This is a genomic window from Microbacterium californiense, assembly GCF_047246625.1.
Taxonomy (GTDB): domain Bacteria; phylum Actinomycetota; class Actinomycetes; order Actinomycetales; family Microbacteriaceae; genus Microbacterium.
On the sequence record NZ_JBFOKQ010000001.1, the window covers coordinates 2,254,517 to 2,272,627 of the forward strand.

Annotated in this window: 29 protein-coding genes; all 29 read left to right on the forward strand. The window is 66.9% G+C overall.

Annotation, left to right across the window (positions count from 1 at the left end):
- Nucleotides 1–4: 4 nt before the first annotated feature.
- The 29 genes from rpsS (at nucleotide 5) to AB3M82_RS10895 (ending at nucleotide 18,110) form a co-directional block, all read left to right on the forward strand.
- The gene (gene rpsS / locus AB3M82_RS10755; RefSeq protein ID WP_017201589.1) at nucleotides 5–286 is read left to right on the forward strand and encodes a 30S ribosomal protein S19; all 282 of its coding nucleotides are present in this window, start codon (nucleotides 5–7) and stop codon (nucleotides 284–286) included.
- Complete coding sequence (gene rplV / locus AB3M82_RS10760; protein WP_412957868.1) at nucleotides 286–684, forward strand: 50S ribosomal protein L22; 399 nt, start codon at nucleotides 286–288, stop codon at nucleotides 682–684. The genes rpsS and rplV overlap by 1 nt, the downstream gene beginning before the upstream one ends.
- Nucleotides 684–1,442 carry a 30S ribosomal protein S3 gene (rpsC, locus tag AB3M82_RS10765; RefSeq protein ID WP_412957869.1) on the forward strand — a complete coding sequence of 253 codons (759 nt, stop codon included), beginning with the start codon at nucleotides 684–686 and terminating at the stop codon, nucleotides 1,440–1,442. The genes rplV and rpsC overlap by 1 nt, the downstream gene beginning before the upstream one ends.
- A complete protein-coding gene (gene rplP, locus AB3M82_RS10770) occupies nucleotides 1,442–1,861 on the forward strand; it encodes a 50S ribosomal protein L16 (protein WP_412953179.1) in 420 nt (139 codons plus the stop codon). Before rpsC ends, rplP begins: the two co-directional genes overlap by 1 nt.
- The gene (rpmC, locus tag AB3M82_RS10775) at nucleotides 1,861–2,178 is read left to right on the forward strand and encodes a 50S ribosomal protein L29 (protein WP_175985212.1); all 318 of its coding nucleotides are present in this window, start codon (nucleotides 1,861–1,863) and stop codon (nucleotides 2,176–2,178) included. The genes rplP and rpmC overlap by 1 nt, the downstream gene beginning before the upstream one ends.
- The gene (gene rpsQ, locus AB3M82_RS10780; RefSeq protein ID WP_412957872.1) at nucleotides 2,178–2,495 is read left to right on the forward strand and encodes a 30S ribosomal protein S17; all 318 of its coding nucleotides are present in this window, start codon (nucleotides 2,178–2,180) and stop codon (nucleotides 2,493–2,495) included. Before rpmC ends, rpsQ begins: the two co-directional genes overlap by 1 nt.
- A complete protein-coding gene (gene rplN, locus AB3M82_RS10785) occupies nucleotides 2,492–2,860 on the forward strand; it encodes a 50S ribosomal protein L14 (RefSeq protein ID WP_053097479.1) in 369 nt (122 codons plus the stop codon). Before rpsQ ends, rplN begins: the two co-directional genes overlap by 4 nt.
- Before the next feature lie 2 nt (nucleotides 2,861–2,862).
- Entirely contained in the window at nucleotides 2,863–3,222 is a 360-nt protein-coding gene (gene rplX / locus AB3M82_RS10790; RefSeq protein ID WP_412957874.1) for a 50S ribosomal protein L24, read from the forward strand.
- Entirely contained in the window at nucleotides 3,222–3,812 is a 591-nt protein-coding gene (rplE, locus tag AB3M82_RS10795; RefSeq protein WP_412957876.1) for a 50S ribosomal protein L5, read from the forward strand. The genes rplX and rplE overlap by 1 nt, the downstream gene beginning before the upstream one ends.
- Before the next feature lie 133 nt (nucleotides 3,813–3,945).
- Nucleotides 3,946–4,344, forward strand: coding sequence for a 30S ribosomal protein S8 (gene rpsH, locus AB3M82_RS10800; protein WP_412957878.1), 399 nt, complete (start codon nucleotides 3,946–3,948; stop codon nucleotides 4,342–4,344).
- 6 nt (nucleotides 4,345–4,350) lie between these two features.
- On the forward strand, nucleotides 4,351–4,887 hold the full coding sequence (gene rplF / locus AB3M82_RS10805) for a 50S ribosomal protein L6 (protein WP_412957880.1): 537 nt from the start codon (nucleotides 4,351–4,353) through the stop codon (nucleotides 4,885–4,887).
- Nucleotides 4,888–4,889: 2 nt separating this feature from the next.
- Nucleotides 4,890–5,249 (forward strand): 50S ribosomal protein L18, encoded by a 360-nt coding sequence (rplR, locus tag AB3M82_RS10810; protein WP_096715099.1) that lies wholly within the window; start codon nucleotides 4,890–4,892, stop codon nucleotides 5,247–5,249.
- Complete coding sequence (gene rpsE / locus AB3M82_RS10815; RefSeq protein ID WP_412957882.1) at nucleotides 5,246–5,944, forward strand: 30S ribosomal protein S5; 699 nt, start codon at nucleotides 5,246–5,248, stop codon at nucleotides 5,942–5,944. The genes rplR and rpsE overlap by 4 nt, the downstream gene beginning before the upstream one ends.
- Nucleotides 5,944–6,129: a 50S ribosomal protein L30 gene (rpmD, locus tag AB3M82_RS10820; RefSeq protein WP_067121122.1), complete on the forward strand. Its 186-nt coding sequence runs from the start codon at nucleotides 5,944–5,946 to the stop codon at nucleotides 6,127–6,129. Before rpsE ends, rpmD begins: the two co-directional genes overlap by 1 nt.
- Nucleotides 6,129–6,764 carry a 50S ribosomal protein L15 gene (gene rplO / locus AB3M82_RS10825; protein WP_412957884.1) on the forward strand — a complete coding sequence of 212 codons (636 nt, stop codon included), beginning with the start codon at nucleotides 6,129–6,131 and terminating at the stop codon, nucleotides 6,762–6,764. The genes rpmD and rplO overlap by 1 nt, the downstream gene beginning before the upstream one ends.
- Before the next feature lie 129 nt (nucleotides 6,765–6,893).
- The gene (gene secY / locus AB3M82_RS10830) at nucleotides 6,894–8,216 is read left to right on the forward strand and encodes a preprotein translocase subunit SecY (RefSeq protein WP_412957886.1); all 1,323 of its coding nucleotides are present in this window, start codon (nucleotides 6,894–6,896) and stop codon (nucleotides 8,214–8,216) included.
- A complete protein-coding gene (locus AB3M82_RS10835) occupies nucleotides 8,213–8,809 on the forward strand; it encodes an adenylate kinase (protein ID WP_412957888.1) in 597 nt (198 codons plus the stop codon). Before secY ends, AB3M82_RS10835 begins: the two co-directional genes overlap by 4 nt.
- 10 nt (nucleotides 8,810–8,819) lie before the next feature.
- Nucleotides 8,820–9,668 carry a type I methionyl aminopeptidase gene (map, locus tag AB3M82_RS10840; protein WP_412957890.1) on the forward strand — a complete coding sequence of 283 codons (849 nt, stop codon included), beginning with the start codon at nucleotides 8,820–8,822 and terminating at the stop codon, nucleotides 9,666–9,668.
- A gap of 123 nt (nucleotides 9,669–9,791) precedes the next feature.
- Entirely contained in the window at nucleotides 9,792–10,457 is a 666-nt protein-coding gene (locus AB3M82_RS10845) for a DsbA family protein (protein WP_412957892.1), read from the forward strand.
- Between the two features lie 220 nt (nucleotides 10,458–10,677).
- Nucleotides 10,678–10,899, forward strand: coding sequence for a translation initiation factor IF-1 (infA, locus tag AB3M82_RS10850; protein WP_005050493.1), 222 nt, complete (start codon nucleotides 10,678–10,680; stop codon nucleotides 10,897–10,899).
- A gap of 61 nt (nucleotides 10,900–10,960) precedes the next feature.
- A complete protein-coding gene (gene rpmJ / locus AB3M82_RS10855; RefSeq protein ID WP_005050492.1) occupies nucleotides 10,961–11,077 on the forward strand; it encodes a 50S ribosomal protein L36 in 117 nt (38 codons plus the stop codon).
- 159 nt (nucleotides 11,078–11,236) lie between these two features.
- Nucleotides 11,237–11,611, forward strand: a complete 375-nt coding sequence (rpsM, locus tag AB3M82_RS10860) for a 30S ribosomal protein S13 (RefSeq protein ID WP_243229806.1) — start codon at nucleotides 11,237–11,239, stop codon at nucleotides 11,609–11,611.
- Between the two features lie 32 nt (nucleotides 11,612–11,643).
- Nucleotides 11,644–12,042 carry a 30S ribosomal protein S11 gene (gene rpsK, locus AB3M82_RS10865; protein WP_045249905.1) on the forward strand — a complete coding sequence of 133 codons (399 nt, stop codon included), beginning with the start codon at nucleotides 11,644–11,646 and terminating at the stop codon, nucleotides 12,040–12,042.
- Nucleotides 12,043–12,193: 151 nt separating this feature from the next.
- Nucleotides 12,194–13,183 carry a DNA-directed RNA polymerase subunit alpha gene (locus tag AB3M82_RS10870; protein ID WP_412957895.1) on the forward strand — a complete coding sequence of 330 codons (990 nt, stop codon included), beginning with the start codon at nucleotides 12,194–12,196 and terminating at the stop codon, nucleotides 13,181–13,183.
- 34 nt (nucleotides 13,184–13,217) lie between these two features.
- Nucleotides 13,218–13,739, forward strand: a complete 522-nt coding sequence (gene rplQ, locus AB3M82_RS10875) for a 50S ribosomal protein L17 (protein ID WP_412957896.1) — start codon at nucleotides 13,218–13,220, stop codon at nucleotides 13,737–13,739.
- A gap of 123 nt (nucleotides 13,740–13,862) precedes the next feature.
- Nucleotides 13,863–14,669, forward strand: coding sequence for a sulfite exporter TauE/SafE family protein (locus tag AB3M82_RS10880; protein ID WP_412957898.1), 807 nt, complete (start codon nucleotides 13,863–13,865; stop codon nucleotides 14,667–14,669).
- Nucleotides 14,670–14,855: 186 nt separating this feature from the next.
- The gene (locus AB3M82_RS10885; RefSeq protein WP_412957900.1) at nucleotides 14,856–15,860 is read left to right on the forward strand and encodes an SIS domain-containing protein; all 1,005 of its coding nucleotides are present in this window, start codon (nucleotides 14,856–14,858) and stop codon (nucleotides 15,858–15,860) included.
- 19 nt (nucleotides 15,861–15,879) lie between these two features.
- Nucleotides 15,880–17,163 (forward strand): ABC transporter substrate-binding protein, encoded by a 1,284-nt coding sequence (locus tag AB3M82_RS10890; RefSeq protein WP_412957902.1) that lies wholly within the window; start codon nucleotides 15,880–15,882, stop codon nucleotides 17,161–17,163.
- Between the two features lie 62 nt (nucleotides 17,164–17,225).
- Complete coding sequence (locus AB3M82_RS10895; RefSeq protein ID WP_412957904.1) at nucleotides 17,226–18,110, forward strand: carbohydrate ABC transporter permease; 885 nt, start codon at nucleotides 17,226–17,228, stop codon at nucleotides 18,108–18,110.
- Nucleotide 18,111 lies beyond the last annotated feature (1 nt).

Below are 18,111 nucleotides of genomic sequence, written 5' to 3' on the forward strand. Positions count from 1 at the left end.
GAAGATGCCTCGCAGTCTTAAGAAGGGCCCCTTCGTCGACGAGCACCTGCTTCGCAAGGTGGTCGTGCAGAACGAAGCCGGCACCAAGAACGTCATCAAGACCTGGTCCCGCCGGTCCATGATCATCCCGGCCATGCTGGGTCACACGATCGCGGTCCACGACGGTCGCAAGCACATCCCCGTGTTTGTCTCCGAGACCATGGTCGGTCACAAGCTGGGCGAGTTCGCGCCCACCCGCACCTTCCGCGGCCACGAGAAGGACGACAAGAAGGGGCGGCGCCGCTAATGGTCGAATCGATCGCACGCGTGAAGCACATCCGCGTGACCCCGCAGAAGGCTCGTCGTGTCGTCGCGCTCATCAAGGGCAAGCAGGCCCAGGAGGCTCTCGCGATCCTCAAGTTCGCACAGCAGAGCGCGAGCGACCCGATCTACAAGCTCGTCGCGTCGGCCATGGCCAACGCGCAGGTGAAGGCGGATCGCGACGGCGAGTACCTCGACGAGCAGGACCTGTACGTGAAGAACGCGTACGTCGACGAGGGCACCACGCTCAAGCGTTTCCAGCCCCGTGCACAGGGTCGCGCTTTCCAGATCAAGAAGCGCACGAGCCACATCACGGTCGTGCTCTCGACGCCGGAGGCGGCTGCGACCGCTGCCGGCGACAGCAACAAGAAGGCGAGCAAGTAATGGGACAGAAGGTAAACCCGTACGGCTTCCGCCTCGGCATCACCACGGACCACGTGTCGCGCTGGTTCTCGGACTCGACGAAGCCGGGTCAGCGTTACGCCGACTACGTCGCCGAGGACATCAAGATCCGTCGTCTGCTGCAGACGCAGCTCGACCGCGCCGGCGTCTCGAACATCGAGATCGAGCGCACCCGTGACCGCGTCCGCGTCGACATCCACACCGCCCGTCCGGGCATCGTGATCGGTCGTCGTGGCGCCGAGGCCGAGCGCATCCGCGGCGACCTCGAGAAGCTCACGGGCAAGCAGATCCAGCTGAACATCCTCGAGGTCAAGAACCCCGAGGCCGATGCTCAGCTCGTCGCGCAGGGCATCGCCGAGCAGCTCTCTGCTCGTGTGGCGTTCCGTCGCGCGATGCGCAAGGGTCTGCAGGGCGCGCAGCGCGCCGGCGCCAAGGGCATCCGCATCCAGGTCTCCGGCCGCCTCGGCGGCGCGGAGATGAGCCGGTCGGAGTTCTACCGCGAGGGTCGTGTGCCGCTGCACACGCTGCGCGCGAACATCGACTACGGCTTCTACGAGGCCAAGACCACCTTCGGCCGCATCGGCGTGAAGGTCTGGATCTACAAGGGCGACCTCACCAACAAGGAACTCGCTCGCGAGCAGGCCAACGCGCCCAAGTCCCGTGGTCGTGACGACCGCGGTGGCGACCGTCGCCGTGCCCCGCGCAACGAGGCCCCCGTCGCAGAAGGAGCGTCTGCCTGATGCTTATCCCCCGCAAGGTCAAGTACCGCAAGCAGCACCACCCCAAGCGTGACGGCCAGGCCACCGGCGGCACGAAGGTCTCCTTCGGCGAGTTCGGCATCCAGGCCCTCACCCCTGCGTACGTGACGAACCGTCAGATCGAGTCCGCTCGTATCGCGATGACCCGTCACATCAAGCGCGGCGGCAAGGTGTGGATCAACATCTACCCGGACCGTCCGCTCACGAAGAAGCCTGCCGAGACCCGCATGGGTTCCGGTAAGGGTTCCCCCGAGTGGTGGGTCGCCAACGTCAAGCCGGGTCGCGTCCTCTTCGAGGTCGCCGGTGTGAGCGAGGAACTCGCTCGCGAGGCACTGACCCGTGCAATCCACAAGCTGCCGCTGAAGGCACGCATCATCAAGCGCGAGGAGGGCGACGCGTAATGGCGATCGGCACCAAGGAGCTCGCTCCGGCAGAGCTCGACACGTTCGAAGACCAGCGCCTCGTTGAGGAGCTGCGCAAGGCCAAGGAGGAGCTGTTCAACCTCCGTTTCCAGTCGGCCACCGGCCAGCTGGAGAGCCACGGCCGCATCCGCGCCGTCAAGCGCGACATCGCGCGCCTCTACACCGTGATCCGCGAGCGTGAGCTGGGCATCCGTGCGACGCCCGCTCCGGTCGAGGCTCCGGCCAAGAAGGCGACCAAGTCGAAGGCGAAGAAGACCGAGGACACCTCGGCCGACGCCGAAGGGAAGGCTGAGTGATGGCCACCAAGAAGGAAGCCGCCGTCGAGGCTGAGCACGCCGCACACGACGTCCGCGACGCGGAGGCCCGTGGCTACCGCAAGTCGCGTCGTGGCTACGTCGTCAGCGACAAGATGGACAAGACCATCGTGGTCGAGGTCGAGGACCGCGTGAAGCACCCGCTTTACGGCAAGGTCATCCGCCGCACCTCGAAGGTCAAGGCGCACGATGAGGCGAACACCGCCGGCATCGGCGACCTCGTCCTCATCAACGAGACCCGTCCGCTGAGCGCCACCAAGCGCTGGCGTCTGGTGGAGATTCTGGAGAAGGCCAAGTGATTCAGCAGGAGTCCCGCCTCAAGGTCGCCGACAACACCGGCGCGAAGGAGCTGCTCACCATCCGCGTCCTCGGCGGTTCGCGCCGCCGGTACGCCGGTCTCGGTGACACCATCGTCGCGACCGTCAAGGACGCGATCCCGGGCGGCAACGTCAAGAAGGGCGACGTCGTCAAGGCGGTCATCGTCCGCACCGTCAAGTCCACGCGCCGTCCCGACGGCTCGTACATCAAGTTCGACGAGAACGCCGCCGTCATCCTGAAGAACGACGGGGAGCCCCGCGGCACCCGCATCTTCGGCCCGGTCGGTCGTGAGCTTCGCGACAAGAAGTTCATGAAGATCGTCTCGCTGGCACCGGAGGTCATCTGATCATGGCGAAGATCAAGAAGGGCGACCTGGTTCAGGTCATCTCGGGCGCCAAGCCCGAGCGCGGCGGAGACCGCGGCAAGCAGGGCAAGGTCCTCGAGATCCTGTCCGAGCAGAACCGCGTCATCGTCGAGGGAGTGAACTACGTCACCAAGCACACCCGCGTCGGTCAGACGCAGCGTGGCACCAAGACCGGAGGCCTCGAGACCGTCGAGGCTCCCATCCACATCTCGAACGTCGCACTCGTCGACCCCTCGACCAAGAAGCCGACCCGTGTCGGCCACCGGGTCGAGGAGCAGGTGAAGGACGGCGTCAAGCGCACCGTCCGCGTGCGCTTCGCGAAGAAGAGCGGTAAGGACCTCTGATGGCAACGACCGACGCCGCGGCGGCTGGCAAGATCCAGCCCCGCCTGAAGGCGAAGTACAACGCCGAGATCAAGAAGGCTATGCAGGACGAGTTCGGCTACGCGAACGTCATGCAGATCCCCGGACTGGTCAAGGTCGTCGTGAACACCGGTGTCGGCGAGGCAGCTCGCGACAGCAAGGTGATCGAGGGCGCGGTCGACGATCTGACCAAGATCACCGGTCAGAAGCCGATCGTCACGAAGGCCCGCAAGTCCATCGCGCAGTTCAAGCTGCGCGAGGGTCAGGCGATCGGCGCGCACGTCACCCTCCGCGGTGACCGTGCGTGGGAGTTCGTCGACCGCCTCGTCTCGCTCGCACTGCCCCGTATCCGCGACTTCCGCGGACTCTCGGCCAAGCAGTTCGACGGCAACGGCAACTACACCTTCGGTCTCCAGGAGCAGAGCGTGTTCCACGAGATCGATCAGGACAAGATCGACCGGGTTCGCGGTTTCGACATCACCGTCGTCACCACCGCGAAGACGGATGACGAGGGTCGGGCGCTGCTGCGTCACCTCGGCTTCCCGTTCCGCTCGGACGACGCCCAGGCGTAGCAACCTCGACGGGCTCAGTGAACATGCGTCACTGAGCCCGTCGATGTGCACGTACAATTGAAGATTGCGTGCTCATCGCAGGCCGTCTGTCGTGTAACGGCAGCCGGAACCGCTTGAACAAAGGAACAACACCATGACAATGACAGACCCGGTCGCAGACATGCTGACCCGTCTGCGCAACGCGAACTCGGCGCACCACGATTCCGTGACCCTGCCGTCGAGCAAGCTGAAGACGCACATCGCCGAGATCCTCCAGCAGGAGGGCTACATCGCCGGCTGGGAGACCACCGACGCTCGCGTGGGCACCAACCTCACCCTGACGCTGAAGTACGGCCCGAACCGTGAGCGCTCCATCGCGGGCATCAAGCGCGTCTCGAAGCCCGGCCTCCGCGTCTACGCGAAGTCGACCGAGCTCCCGCGCGTCCTCGGCGGACTCGGCGTGGCCATCCTGTCCACCTCCTCCGGTCTCCTCACCGACCGTCAGGCAGAGCAGAAGGGCGTGGGCGGAGAAGTTCTCGCCTACGTGTGGTAATTCGAAATGTCGCGTATTGGACGACTTCCCATCGACGTTCCCGCGGGCGTGACCGTTTCGGTCAACGGCCGTGAGGTCGCGGTGAAGGGCCCCAAGGGTGAGCTCACCCTCACGGTGGCCAGCCCCATCGAGGTCGCGGTCGAGGAGAACCAGGTTCTCGTCACCCGCCCCGACGACGAGCGCGAGTCCCGGTCGCTCCACGGCCTGACCCGCACGCTCATCAACAACAACATCATCGGCGTGACCCAGGGCTACACCAAGGGTCTCGAGGTCGTCGGCACCGGTTATCGCGTGCAGCAGAAGGGCAGCTCGGTCGAGTTCGCCCTGGGCTTCTCGCACCCGGTCCTGATCGACCCGCCCGCCGGCATCACGCTCACGGTCGAGGGCACCAACAAGCTCACCGTCAGCGGGATCGACAAGCAGGCTGTCGGCGAGGCAGCCGCCAACATCCGCAAGATCCGCAAGCCCGAGCCGTACAAGGGCAAGGGCGTGCGCTACGCCGGCGAGGTCGTGCGTCGCAAGGCCGGAAAGAGTGGTAAGTAACCATGGCTCTCAAGTCAAAGTCTGACGCCCGCGCGCGTCGTCACGCCCGCCTTCGCAAGAAGGTCGTCGGCACCGAGGTGCGTCCGCGCCTCGTCGTCAACCGTTCGGCCCGCCACGTCTTCGTGCAGCTCGTCGACGACAGCAAGGGTCACACCGTGGCGTCGGCCTCGACGCTCGAGACCGACCTGCGCGGCTTCGAGGGTGACAAGACCGCCAAGGCCCGCAAGGTCGGCGAGCTCGTCGCCGAGCGTGCGAAGGCCGCCGGCGTTTCCGAGGCTGTGTTCGACCGTGGCGGCAACCGCTACGCCGGTCGAGTCGCCGCCATCGCCGAAGGCGCCCGTGAAGGGGGGCTGGCACTGTGAGTGACAACAAGGAGAACGAAGTGACCGAAGCGGCTGCTGCCACTTCCGAGACGGCGGCCGGCACTGCGCAGGCCGAGCCGACTCGTGACCAGCGGGACGGTCGCCGCGGCGGCCGCGACCGCAACCAGGGTGGACGCGACCGCAACTCGCGCGACCGTGGCGACAACCAGTTCCTGGAGCGCGTCGTCACCATCAACCGCGTCTCGAAGGTCGTGAAGGGTGGTCGTCGCTTCAGCTTCACCGCTCTCGTGGTCGTCGGCGACGGCAACGGTCTGGTGGGCGTCGGCTACGGCAAGGCCCGCGAGGTCCCCCTGGCGATCTCGAAGGGTGTCGAAGAGGCCAAGCGGAACTTCTTCCGCGTGCCCCGCGTCGCGAGCACCATCCCGCACCCCGTGCAGGGTGAGGCCGCGGCCGGTGTCGTGCTGCTGCGCCCGGCGGCCGCCGGTACCGGTGTCATCGCCGGTGGTCCGGTCCGCGCCGTGCTCGAGTGCGCCGGTATCCACGACGTGCTGTCGAAGTCCCTCGGTTCGTCGAACACGATCAACATCGTGCACGCGACGGTGGAGGCTCTGAAGCAGCTCGAGGAGCCCCGTGCGGTCGCCGCGCGTCGTGGCCTCGAGTTCGACCAGGTCGCACCTGCGCGTCTCGTCCGTGCGGAGGCAGACGCCATCGCCGCACAGAAGGTAGGTGCCTGATGGCCGCCCGGCTCAAGGTCACGCAGATCAAGTCCAAGGTGAGCGAGAAGCAGAACCAGCGCGACACGCTGCGCAGCCTCGGTCTCAAGCGGATCGGTGACAGCACCGTCCGCCCCGACGACGCGCAGACGCGCGGCTACGTCAAGACCGTCGCCCACCTCGTCAAGGTTGAGGAGATCGACTAATGGCTGAGAAGAACGAGGCCGTCGAGGCCGAGAAGGCCACCAAGAAGGCCGCGGCCCCCAAGGCCGCCGCCGAGAAGAAGCCCGCGGCCAAGAAGGCTCCGGCGAAGGCTGCGGCGTCCGACGCTCCGGCCGAGGCCGTCGCCAAGAAGCCGGCCGCCAAGAAGGCTGCGCCGAAGGCGGATGCTCCGGCATCCCGCCCCGGTGTCCTGAAGGTGCACCACCTGCGTCCGGTCCCCGGATCCAACACCGCGAAGACCCGTGTCGGTCGCGGTGAGGGCTCCAAGGGTAAGACCGCGGGCCGGGGAACCAAGGGCACCAAGGCGCGCAACACCGTTCGCGTCGGCTTCGAGGGTGGGCAGATGCCGCTGCACATGCGCACCCCGAAGCTGCGCGGGTTCAAGAACCCGTTCCGCGTCGAGTACCAGGTCGTGAACCTGGAGAAGCTCGCGGAGCTGTACCCGAGCGGTGGCGACGTCACCGTGAGCGACCTGGTCGCCAAGGGTGCCGTTCGCAAGAACGAGAAGGTCAAGGTTCTCGGAAACGGCGACATCGCCGTGAAGCTCACCGTGGCGGTCGACAAGGTCTCGGGTTCCGCCGAGCAGAAGATCGTGGCAGCGGGCGGTTCCGTCAAGTAACCACCGTGCAGAAGGGGTCGGAGTTCCTCCGGCCCCTTCTTCGCATACGGATGCCGAGATGCGGCTTTAGGTTACGCTGGTCTCTCAGCCGTCGATCAGTCACGGCAACCCCTTTCAGGAGGAACGTCCTTGTTTAGCGCCATCGCGCGGATCTTCCGCACGCCCGACCTTCGTCGGAAGATCGGTTTCACTCTGGCCATCATCGCCATCTACCGGCTCGGCTCCAACGTCCCGGCTCCGTTCGTGAACTTCCCGAACGTCGAGGAGTGCCTGGCGGCCAACGCCGGCACCGAGGGCCTGCTGGGTCTCGTGAACCTGTTCTCCGGCGGCGCGCTCCTCCAGCTGTCGATCTTCGCGCTCGGCGTCATGCCGTACATCACGGCGACCATCATCACGCAGCTGCTCCGCGTGGTCATCCCGCACTTCGAGGCGCTGCACAAGGAAGGCCAGGCAGGCCAGGCCCGCCTGACCCAGTACACCCGCTACCTCACCATCGCCCTCGCCCTGCTGCAGTCGACGACGCTCGTCACGGTCGCCCGCAGCGGCCAGCTGTTCGGCACGACCGATCTCGCGGCCTGCCAGAACCTGCTCACGAACGATGTCTGGTGGGCGCAGCTGCTCATCATCATGGCGATGACCGCCGGAACCGGCCTGATCATGTGGTTCGCCGAGCTCGTGACCGAGCGCGGCATCGGCAACGGCATGTCGCTCCTCATCTTCACCTCCATCGCCGCCACGTTCCCCGGCGCCATGGCCCTCATCTGGCAGACCCGCGGTTTCGAGGTGTTCCTGCTGGTGCTGCTCGTCGGGATCATCGTGATGGGGCTCGTCGTCTTCGTCGAGCAGTCGCAGCGACGCATCCCCGTGCAGTACGCCAAGCGCATGGTGGGTCGTCGCACGTACGGCGGCACCAACACCTACATCCCGATCAAGGTCAACATGGCCGGCGTGATCCCGGTCATCTTCGCGTCGTCGCTGCTGTACATCCCGGCGCTGATCGCCCAGTTCAACACCCCGCAGGACGGCTCCACGCCCGCGCCGTGGGTCACCTGGATCAGCACCTACTTCACCACGGGTAACCACCCGATCTACATGGCGGCGTACTTCCTGCTCATCATCGGGTTCACCTACTTCTACGTGGCGATCACGTTCAACCCGGTCGAGGTCGCCGACAACATGAAGAAGTACGGCGGCTTCATCCCCGGCATCCGCGCCGGTCGTCCGACCGCCGAGTACCTCGACTACGTGCTCACCCGCATCACGCTGCCAGGCTCGATCTACCTGGGCCTGATCGCCCTCATCCCGCTCATCGCCCTCGCGACGGTCGGCGCCAACCAGAACTTCCCGTTCGGCGGCGCATCGATCCTCATCATCGTCGGCGTGGGTCTCGAGACGGTCAAGCAGATCGACGCCCAGCTGCAGCAGCGTCACTACGAAGGGCTCCTCCGATGACGGCATCCGCTCGCCTCCTGATCGTCGGCCCGCAGGGCTCCGGGAAGGGCACGCAGGGCGTGCGCCTCGCCGAGACGTTCGGCATCCCGGTGGTCTCCACCGGCGACATGTTCCGCGCCAACATCAAGGGCGGCACCGAGCTCGGGCAGAAGGTCACCGCGATCCTCGACCGCGGCGACCTCGTGCCGGACGAGCTGACCGGGGAGATCGTCCGCGACCGCCTGGCGCAGGACGACGCGGCGAACGGCTTCATCCTCGACGGGTACCCGCGCAACACGGCGCAGGTCGGTCACCTCGAGGAGTTCCTCGCCGGACGCGGCGAGAGCCTCGACGCGGTGGTCCTGCTCGACGTGCCGCGCGAGGAGAGCATGTCGCGTCTGAGCCTCCGGGCCATCGAGCAGGGGCGCTCCGACGACACCGAGGAGGGCATCGCCCACCGCCTCGACATCTATGAGCAGGAGACGGCGCCGATCATCGACCTGTACGAGGAGAAGGGCATCGTCGACCGCGTCGACGGCACCGGTTCCCTCGACGAGGTCACCCAGCGGATCCTCGCGGCGCTCGACGCCCGCGGCCTCCGCGTCGCCGTCTGAGCCGCCGACCATGTTCCGCCGCTCGATCTACAAGACCCCGGCGCAGCTGCGATCCATGATCGAGCCGGGGCTGATCACGGCCGCCGCGCTCGACGCGGTGCGTCCTCTGATCCGACCGGGCGTGACGACGCTCGAGCTCGACGCCGAGGCCGAGCGCGTCATCCGCGGCCGCGGCGCCGAGCCGAACTTCCAGCTCGTGCGCGGATACCACCACACGCTCTGCGTGTCGGTCAACGAGCAGGTCGTGCACGGCATCCCCGGGGAGCGGGTGCTGCAGCCCGGCGACATCGTCTCGGTCGACTGCGGCGCCCAGTACCAGGGCTGGAACGGCGACAGCGCGATCACCGTGGTCGTTCCCGACTCCACGCGCCCCGACGTCATCGCGAACCGCGAGGAGCTCTCCCGCGTGACCGCGGGATCGATGTGGGCCGGCATCGCCGCTCTGGCGACGGCGCGTCATCTCGGCGACGTCGGCGCCGCGATCCAGGACTACATCGAAGCGCAGGGCCCCTCGGCCGTGTCGGGGGAGACCTACGGCATCCTCCGGGAGTACGTCGGCCACGGCATCGGTCGCAAGATGCACGAGGCGCCCAGCGTCTTCAACTACCGCACGCCCGACCCGGGCGCCGAGGTCAAGCCCGGGCTCGTGATGGCGATCGAGCCCATGGTCACCGCCGGCGGCGAGGCGACCTTCATCGAGGACGACGACTGGACGGTCTCCACGGTCGACGGCAGCGACGGCTCCCACTGGGAGCACAGCGTTGCGCGTCACGAGGGCGGCGTCTGGGTGCTGACGGCACCCGACGGGGGAGCGGCCGGTCTCGCCCCCTTCGGCGTGACGCCGGTGCCGCTCGCCTGACGGCGGGCAGGGCTCTCCGAGCGCCGGCGGGATCCGGGTGGCCTCACACGAAGCCCATAGGCTGATGCAGGAAAATCGCAAAGTACTTGCGTCCGCATACATGCGGCGATACCGAGAGAACGGATGACAATGGCAGCGGCGAAGAGCAACACCAACTGGTTCGCGATCGGGGTGTCCATCGCCGTCGTCGTGGTGCTGGTGGTGCTCGGCGGTCTCGTGGTCTTCCTGAACAACCAGGCCACGGCCCCCGGTGTCGCTCCGACGAGCGACATCGTCAACGAGGAGACCGGCGCGGTCAGCTTCGGGTCCGGCGAGGACGAGATCGACGTGTACGTCGACTTCATGTGCCCGGTCTGCGGCCAGTTCGAGCAGGCCTACGGCGAGCAGCTGCAGACCGCTGCGGCCAACGACGAGATCACCCTGAACCTGCACCCGGTCTCGATCCTCGACCGCTACTCGCAGAACACGAAGTACTCGACGCGTGCGGGCGGAGCGGCGTACTGCGTCGCGGAGAACGCGCCCGACTCGTTCCTCGACTTCTTCAACTACATGTTCGCCAACCAGCCGCAGGAGAACACCGCCGGATACACCGACGAGGAGCTCGCGTCGTTCGCCGAGCAGGCCGGTGCCGGCGCGGCGGCGGACTGCATCGCCGACGGAACGTACATGGATTTCGTGGGCGACCAGACGAGCGCGCACGAGATCCAGGGCACGCCGACCGTGGAGATCAACGGCGAGCGGATCGAGAACGCCGACATCCAGACCCGGTTCGCCGAGATCCTCGGCTGATCGGACTGTGCACGACGGGAGGGGCGGGTCCGGTCGGGCCCGCCCCTCCCGCGTGATCCCGACACTCCGTGCGGCCGGCGCTCCATTTGCCGGATGCCTCGGCGTCGTCTAACATAGATCTTTGGTGCTTTGCGCCTTGGTTCGGCGTGTCCGACGAGGCCCGTACCGAACCCATCCACCCACCGCAGATCGACCGGTCTGCAGAAGCGTCAGCGAGGCTATGGCTAAGAAAGACGGTGTCATCGAGATCGAGGGCGTCGTGTCGGAGGCTCTGCCCAACGCGATGTTCCGCGTTGAGCTCACCAACGGACACAAGGTTCTGGCAACGATCTCAGGAAAGATGCGGCAGAACTACATCCGCATCATCCCCGAGGACCGCGTGGTCGTGGAGCTCAGCCCCTACGACCTGACCCGCGGCCGCATCGTCTACCGCTACCGCTGATCGGTCGAGAAGTAACGGCCTGCCCTCCGGGGCGGTACGAAGACAGCGAACAGGAAACAACATGAAGGTCAACCCCAGCGTCAAGCCGATCTGCGACCACTGCAAGGTGATCCGCCGCCACGGCCGCGTCATGGTGATCTGCAAGAGCAACCCGCGTCACAAGCAGCGCCAGGGCTGATCGCCCCGGGCTGCGTGAGCAGGACTCGCGCAATCTGACAACTCAATACACAACGGCAGGATCAGATCCTCCGGCGGGAGACCGCCGGAGAGGACACCTCGGGGCGGAGGCCCGGGCACCGATCCTGTTCCATACCTCCACAACATCCAGGAGAACCGCATGGCACGTCTTGCCGGCGTTGACATCCCGCGCGACAAGCGCGTGGTGATCGCCCTTACCTACATCTACGGCGTCGGCCGTACCCGCTCGGTCGAGATCCTCAAGGCGACCGAGATCGACGAGAGCATCCGCGTGAAGGACCTCAGCGACGAGCAGCTCGTCGCCCTCCGCGACTACATCGAAGGCAACTACAAGGTGGAGGGTGACCTGCGCCGCGAGGTCGCCGCAGACATCCGCCGCAAGGTCGAGATCGGCTCCTACGAGGGCATCCGCCACCGTCGTGGTCTCCCGGTCCGCGGTCAGCGCACCAAGACCAACGCCCGTACCCGCAAGGGCCCGAAGCGCACCGTCGCCGGCAAGAAGAAGGCCCGCTAAGCAGCGGCCCCAGGGACTAGGAGAACATTTTCATGGCTGCACCCAAGGCCGCCGCGCGCAAGCCGCGCCGCAAGGAGAAGAAGAACATCGCGCTGGGCCAGGCCCACATCAAGTCGACGTTCAACAACACCATCGTTTCGATCACCGACCCGTCCGGCGCTGTCATCAGCTGGGCGTCGTCGGGTGGCGTGGGCTTCAAGGGCTCCCGCAAGTCGACCCCGTACGCCGCAGGCATGGCGGCCGAGTCCGCTGCGCGTCAGGCGCAGGAGCACGGCGTCAAGAAGGTCGACGTCTTCGTGAAGGGTCCGGGCTCCGGCCGCGAGACCGCGATCCGCTCGCTGCAGGCCGCAGGCCTCGAGGTCGGCTCGATCCAGGACGTCACCCCGCAGGCGCACAACGGATGCCGCCCGCCGAAGCGCCGCCGCGTCTGATCCGGCTCGTGAGCCGTTCGGTCCGTCCCGCTCCTCGATGAGCGGACGGGCCGAGCGGCTCGCACGCCCGCATGCGGGCATCGACTTCCACAACTCAAGACCTCACCCACCACATGTCATATAGCGGTCATGTGATCGAAAGGAACACAGAGTGCTCATTGCACAGCGTCCCACACTCACCGAGGAAAAGATCGTCGAGAACCGGAGCCGGTTCATCATCGAGCCTCTGGAGCCCGGCTTCGGATACACGATCGGCAACGCGCTGCGTCGCAGCCTGCTGTCGTCGATCCCCGGCGCCGCTGTCACCAGCGTCCGCATCGACGGCGTGCTGCACGAGTTCAGCACCATCCCCGGCGTGAAGGAGGATGTCACCGAGATCATCCTCAACATCAAGCAGCTGGTCGTCTCCTCGGAGCGCGACGAGCCGATCACCGCCTACCTGCGCAAGACCGGTGCGGGCGAAGTGACCGCCGCCGACATCTCGGCTCCGGCCGGTGTCGAGGTGCACAACCCCGAGCTCGTCATCGCGACGCTCAACGACACCGCCAAGTTCGAGCTCGAGCTCACCATCGAGCGCGGCCGTGGCTACGTCTCCGCGACGCAGAACCGCAACGAGTACGCCGAGGCGGGTCAGATCCCGATCGACTCGATCTACTCGCCGGTGCTCAAGGTCAGCTACCGCGTCGACGCGACCCGTGCCGGGGAGCGCACCGACTTCGACAAGCTGGTGCTGGACGTCGAGACCAAGTCGGCGATCAGCCCCCGCGACGCCGTCGCCTCGGCCGCCAAGACGCTCACCGAGCTGTTCGGTCTCGCCCGCGAGCTGAACGTCGAGGCCGAGGGCATCGAGATCGGCCCGGCGCCGGTGGAGGCTGTGAACTCCAGCGAGCTGTCGATGCCGATCGAGGACCTCGACCTGTCGGTCCGGTCGTACAACTGCCTCAAGCGCGAGGGCATCAACACCGTTTCCGAGCTCGTCGCCCTGTCGGAGACGCAGCTCATGAACATCCGCAATTTCGGCCAGAAGTCGGTCGACGAGGTGCGCGACAAGCTCATCTCGCTCGGTCTGTCGCTCAAGGATTCGGTGCCCGGTTTCGACGGCGCCCACTTCTACGGCGGCAACGACGACGAGTCCTTCTGATAACCGACCCTTTCTGACCAGGAGTTAGACGATTATGCCCAAGCCCACCAAGGGTCCCCGCCTCGGAGGCGGCCCCGCCCACGAGCGCCTGCTGCTTGCCAACCTCGCGGCGGCTCTGTTCACCCACAAGTCGATCAAGACGACCGAGACGAAGGCCAAGCGCCTCCGTCCGCTCGCCGAGCGTCTGATCACCTTCGCCAAGCGCGGAGACCTGCACGCACGTCGTCGCGTGCTGTCGGTCATCGGTGACAAGGAAGTCGTGCACACGCTGTTCGCCGAGATCGCACCGCTCGTCGCCGAGCGCGAGGGCGGCTACACCCGCATCACGAAGGTCGGCAACCGCAAGGGCGACAACGCTCCCATGGCCGTGATCGAGCTCGTCCTCGAGCCCGTCACACCCAAGGCGAAGTCGACCAAGAAGGCGACGGCCCCCCAGGCCGAGAAGCCGGCCGAGGTCGTCGAGGAGACTCCCGCCGAGGAGGCTCCCGCCGAGGAGACCACCGAGGCTCCGGCCGAGGAGACCACCGAGGCTCCGGCCGAGGAGAAGTCCGAGTAATCGCACTCGTCTCGGAAGAGGCCCGTCATCCCCCGCGGATGGCGGGCCTCTTCGCGTTCGGGCGGCCGCGACGCCGGAGGTAGGCTGTCGGAGTCGCGGCCATCGATCAGGGCCGCCGGAGGGATGACTGTGAACGACGCGGCGACGACCTCCTTTCGCGGACCGCGGGCGTACGCCGCCTTCATCGGCATCGGCCTCCTCGCCGGCCTCCTCTCCGGCCTCTTCGGCGTCGGCGGCGGCACCGTCATCGTGCCTCTGCTGGTGCTGCTGCTCCACTTCGACCAGCGCCTCGCCGCGGGCACGTCTCTCGCCGCGATCGTCCCGACGGCGAGCGTCGGGGTGGTCTCCTACGCGGTCTCGGGCTCGGTCGCGTGGATCCCCGCGCTGATCCTCGCCGCCGGCGCCGTCGTGGGAGCGCAGATCGGCACCCGGCTGCTCCCGCGCATCTCCCAGACCGCGCTGCGGTGGGGCTTCGTGGGGTTCCTCGTGGTCGTGATCGTGACGCTGTTCCTAGTCATCCCGTCGCGCGACGCGGCGTTCGACCTGACCTGGGGCACCGCCGCCGCCCTCGTCGGCGTCGGCGTGGGCACGGGCATCCTCGCCGGTCTGATCGGCGTCGGAGGGGGAGTGATCGTCGTCCCCGTGCTCATGCTGGCCTTCGGCACGAGCGATCTGGTCGCCAAAGGGACGTCCCTGCTGATGATGATCCCCACCGCGTTGTCCGGCACGATCGGCAACCTGCGCAATCGCAACGTCGACCTGCTCGCCGCGCTGCTGATCGGCGTCGCCGCATGCACCACGACCGCGCTGGGCGCCTGGATCGCCACCCTGATCGATCCGACCGCCGGCAACCTGCTGTTCGCGGCCTATCTCGTGGTGATCGCCGTGCAGATGGCGCTGAAGGCCATCCGCGGCCGCCAGAAGGCCTGACCCGGCCTCGACCGCACGTCGTGTCGTCGTCCGCGACGACGGCCGCTCATGTGTGCCCTGTTCGAGTACCCGGATGAGAACCGGGCGTGCTCTTTACACGTCGGGCGAACTCCGCTACGGTCAGTCATTACAGGACGTCATATAACGTATTATGACGTCTGGAAAAGGTCACCAGAAAGGACCATCTTGTCTGTCACCGCACTGTTCGTCGATTCCACCACGATCGAGAGCCAGGTCGCCGAAGCCCGCCAGGCCGTCGCCGCCCGTACCGAGATCTCCCGCGTCGTGCTGACCGCCTGCGGAGGGTCGTACGCGGTCATGCAGCCCATCGAGTACCTCTTCGGCACGAAGGCGAAGACCCTCGAGTCGCTCGCGCTCAATGCCGCCGAGTTCACCTCGCGCGCCTCGTCGCGGGTGGATGCCGGCACGCTCGTCATCCTGTGCTCGCACTCCGGCACCACGCCCGAGACCGTGGAGGCGGCCCGGCACGCCCGCGCCCGCGGCGCGCTCACGGTCGCGTTCACCTTCGACCCGTCGTCTCCGCTGGCCGAGGCCGCCGAGTACGTCGTCGCCTACCAGCACGGCGAGGGGAAGAGCGAGGCCCACGTGGGACCCGCGCTCATCCTGCGCCTCGTCGCCGGCATCCTCGACGACCGCGAGCAAGCCGGCATCGGCACGGCGATCGACGAGGCCGTGGCGCAGCTCCCGGTGCTCACCGAGAACGCCCGCGCCGCCTACCGCGAGGACGCCGACGCCTGGGGCTATGCCTCGCGTCGCGACCCGCTGATCTACACGATGGCCGCCGGCTCGAACTACGGTTCGGCCTATTCGTTCGCCATCTGCCTGCTCCAGGAGATGCAGTGGGTGCACTCGGCCGCGATCCACGCCGGCGAGTACTTCCACGGGCCTTTCGAGATCACGGAGGAGGACGTGCCTTTCATCGCGCTCCTGGGCCTCGACGAGACCCGGCCGGTCGAGCAGCGCGCCGTGGACTTCGTCACGAAGCACTCGAAGCGCGTGCTCGTGATCGACGCCGAGTCCTTCGGCCTCGACTCGGTGGCCTCCGAGGTGCGCGGCATCTTCGCGCATCTCCTCTTCAACGTCGTCCTGCGCGCCTATGCCGACGCGCTGGCCGATCACCGCGGACACCCGCTCTCCGTGCGCCGCTACATGTGGCGCATGGAGTACTAGGAACGAAAGGATCGCAACGATGCGAAAGTCAACCCGGATCGCTGTGGCGGCTGCCGCCGCCTCGGCCCTCGTCCTCCCGCTCGCCGCCTGTGCGAGCGGCGACAGCGGGGCCGCAGACGGCCAGGTGGAGATCAACTTCTTCCACCGCTGGCCCAACGAGCCCAAGAACAGCTACTACAGCGATCTGGTGGCGGAGTTCGAGAAGGAGAACCCCGACATCAAGGTCAACGTCGAGAGCGTGCTCAACGACGCGTACAAGGACAAGGTCAAGGTCGTCGCCGGATCGGCGAACGCACCCGACGTCCTGTTCACGTGGAGCGGGTCGTTCGTCGACGAGCTCGTCTCGAACGACGCTCTGATGGACCTCGGGCCCTGGCTGGAGGAGGACGCCGAGTTCGCGGACAGCTTCTACCCGAGCCAGCTGACGGCGTTCGAGGTGGACGGCGTGCAGTACGGACTGCCGGTGGGGATGCAGTCGAAGCTGTTCTTCTACAACAAGGACGTCTTCGACGAGCTCGGCCTCGACGTGCCGACCACCTGGGACGAGTTCATCGAGGTGCTCGACGCCATCCAGGACTCGGGGCAGACCCCCATCGAGTACGGGGCGCAGGAGCAGTGGACGATCGCGCACTACGTGGGCACGCTCAACCAGAGGGTCGTCGACCCCGAGGTGTTCCAGGCCGATCAGGACCCGGCGACGGGCGAGTTCACCGATCCCGGCTACGTCGAGGCGTTGGAGCGGTTCCAGGAGCTCTCCGGGTACATGAACGAGGATCTCACCGCGGTCGGCCATGAGATCGCGCGCAACGCGTGGATCGCCGGCGAGGCGCCGATCATGTACATGCAGAGCGCCGAGGTGGGGTACCTCGGCGACGTGCAGTTCGAGTACGGGACGTTCAACTTCCCGGGCGTCGACGGCGGCAAGGGCGATCCCGACGAGCTGACCGGCGCGCCCGAGGGCTTCGCGATCTCGAAGACCACGAAGCACCCGGAGGAGGCGCAGCGGTTCCTCGAGTTCCTGCTCAGCAAGGACAACGGCATCGCCTACGCCGAGCGGGCGGGGGAGCTCAGCCCGGTGAAGGATGCCGTGCAGGAGGCCGACGTGCCGGAGATCTCGAAGGAGCTCGCCCAGGGCATCATCGACGCCTCCGCCATGACGACGTGGCTCGACAACGCCTACGATCCGCAGATCGTGCAGGCGTACCTCGCCGAGACGCAGCTCATGCTCAGCGGTCAGCAGACGCCGGAGGGCGTGATGGCGGCCGTGCAGGAAGCGGCGCAGCGGGTCCGCGACGCGTCCTGATCCCCCCTCGGGGCCGTCGGCGTCCTGTCGCCGGCGGCCCCTTCCACCTATGGAAGAGATCCATGAAGAGATCCCGATCACGAGCCTGGTCCAACCTGCTCTACGTTCTTCCCGCGGTCATCCTCATCGGGGTGTTCGTGTACTACCCTCTCGTCGCGAACGCGGCGTTCGGCTTCTTCTCGTTCAGTGCCGGCGCGGGCGAGATGCGGTTCGTCGGGCTGGACAACTTCGTCCGGCTCTTCGCCGACCCCGTGGTCGCCACGGCGATCGGCAACAACGTGCTGTACGCGGTCGTGTCGATCGTGTTCCAGGTCGGCGGCAGCCTCGTGGTGGCCGCCTGGCTCACGCGGCTGCTCGGCAAGCGGATGGGCGCGTTCCTGCGCAGCGTGTACTTCCTGCCGGCCGTCATCTCCATGACGGTGATCGCCCTGCTGTTCACCTTCGTCTACAACGCGCGCGGAGGTCTGCTCAACTCCCTGCTGGAGCTCATCGGCCTCGGGCACCTGCAGACCGCGTGGCTGGCCGACGTCGACACGGCCATGGGCGCCGTCATCGGGGTGTCGCAGTGGCAGAGCATCGGCTATGTCACCATGCTGTACGTCGTCGCGCTCCAGCAGATCCCCGAGGAGTACTACGAGGCCGCCGCGCTGGACGGCGCCGGGCGCATCCGGCAGTTCTTCAGCATCACGGTCCCGCAGGCGAAGGAGATGATCTTCGTCGCCATGATCCTCACCGTCTCGGGCGCCTTCACGGTCTTCAACGAGCCGTACATCCTGACCAAGGGCGGTCCGGGCAACACCACGCAGGTCCTGGCGACGTACATGTACAACCAGGGCTTCTTCCAGAACCAGATGGGGTACGCCTCGGCGATCGCGAGCCTCATCTTCGTGATCACGCTGGTGCTCTCCGTCGTGCAGATGCTGTCGTTCCGCAGCGGGAGGGATTGAG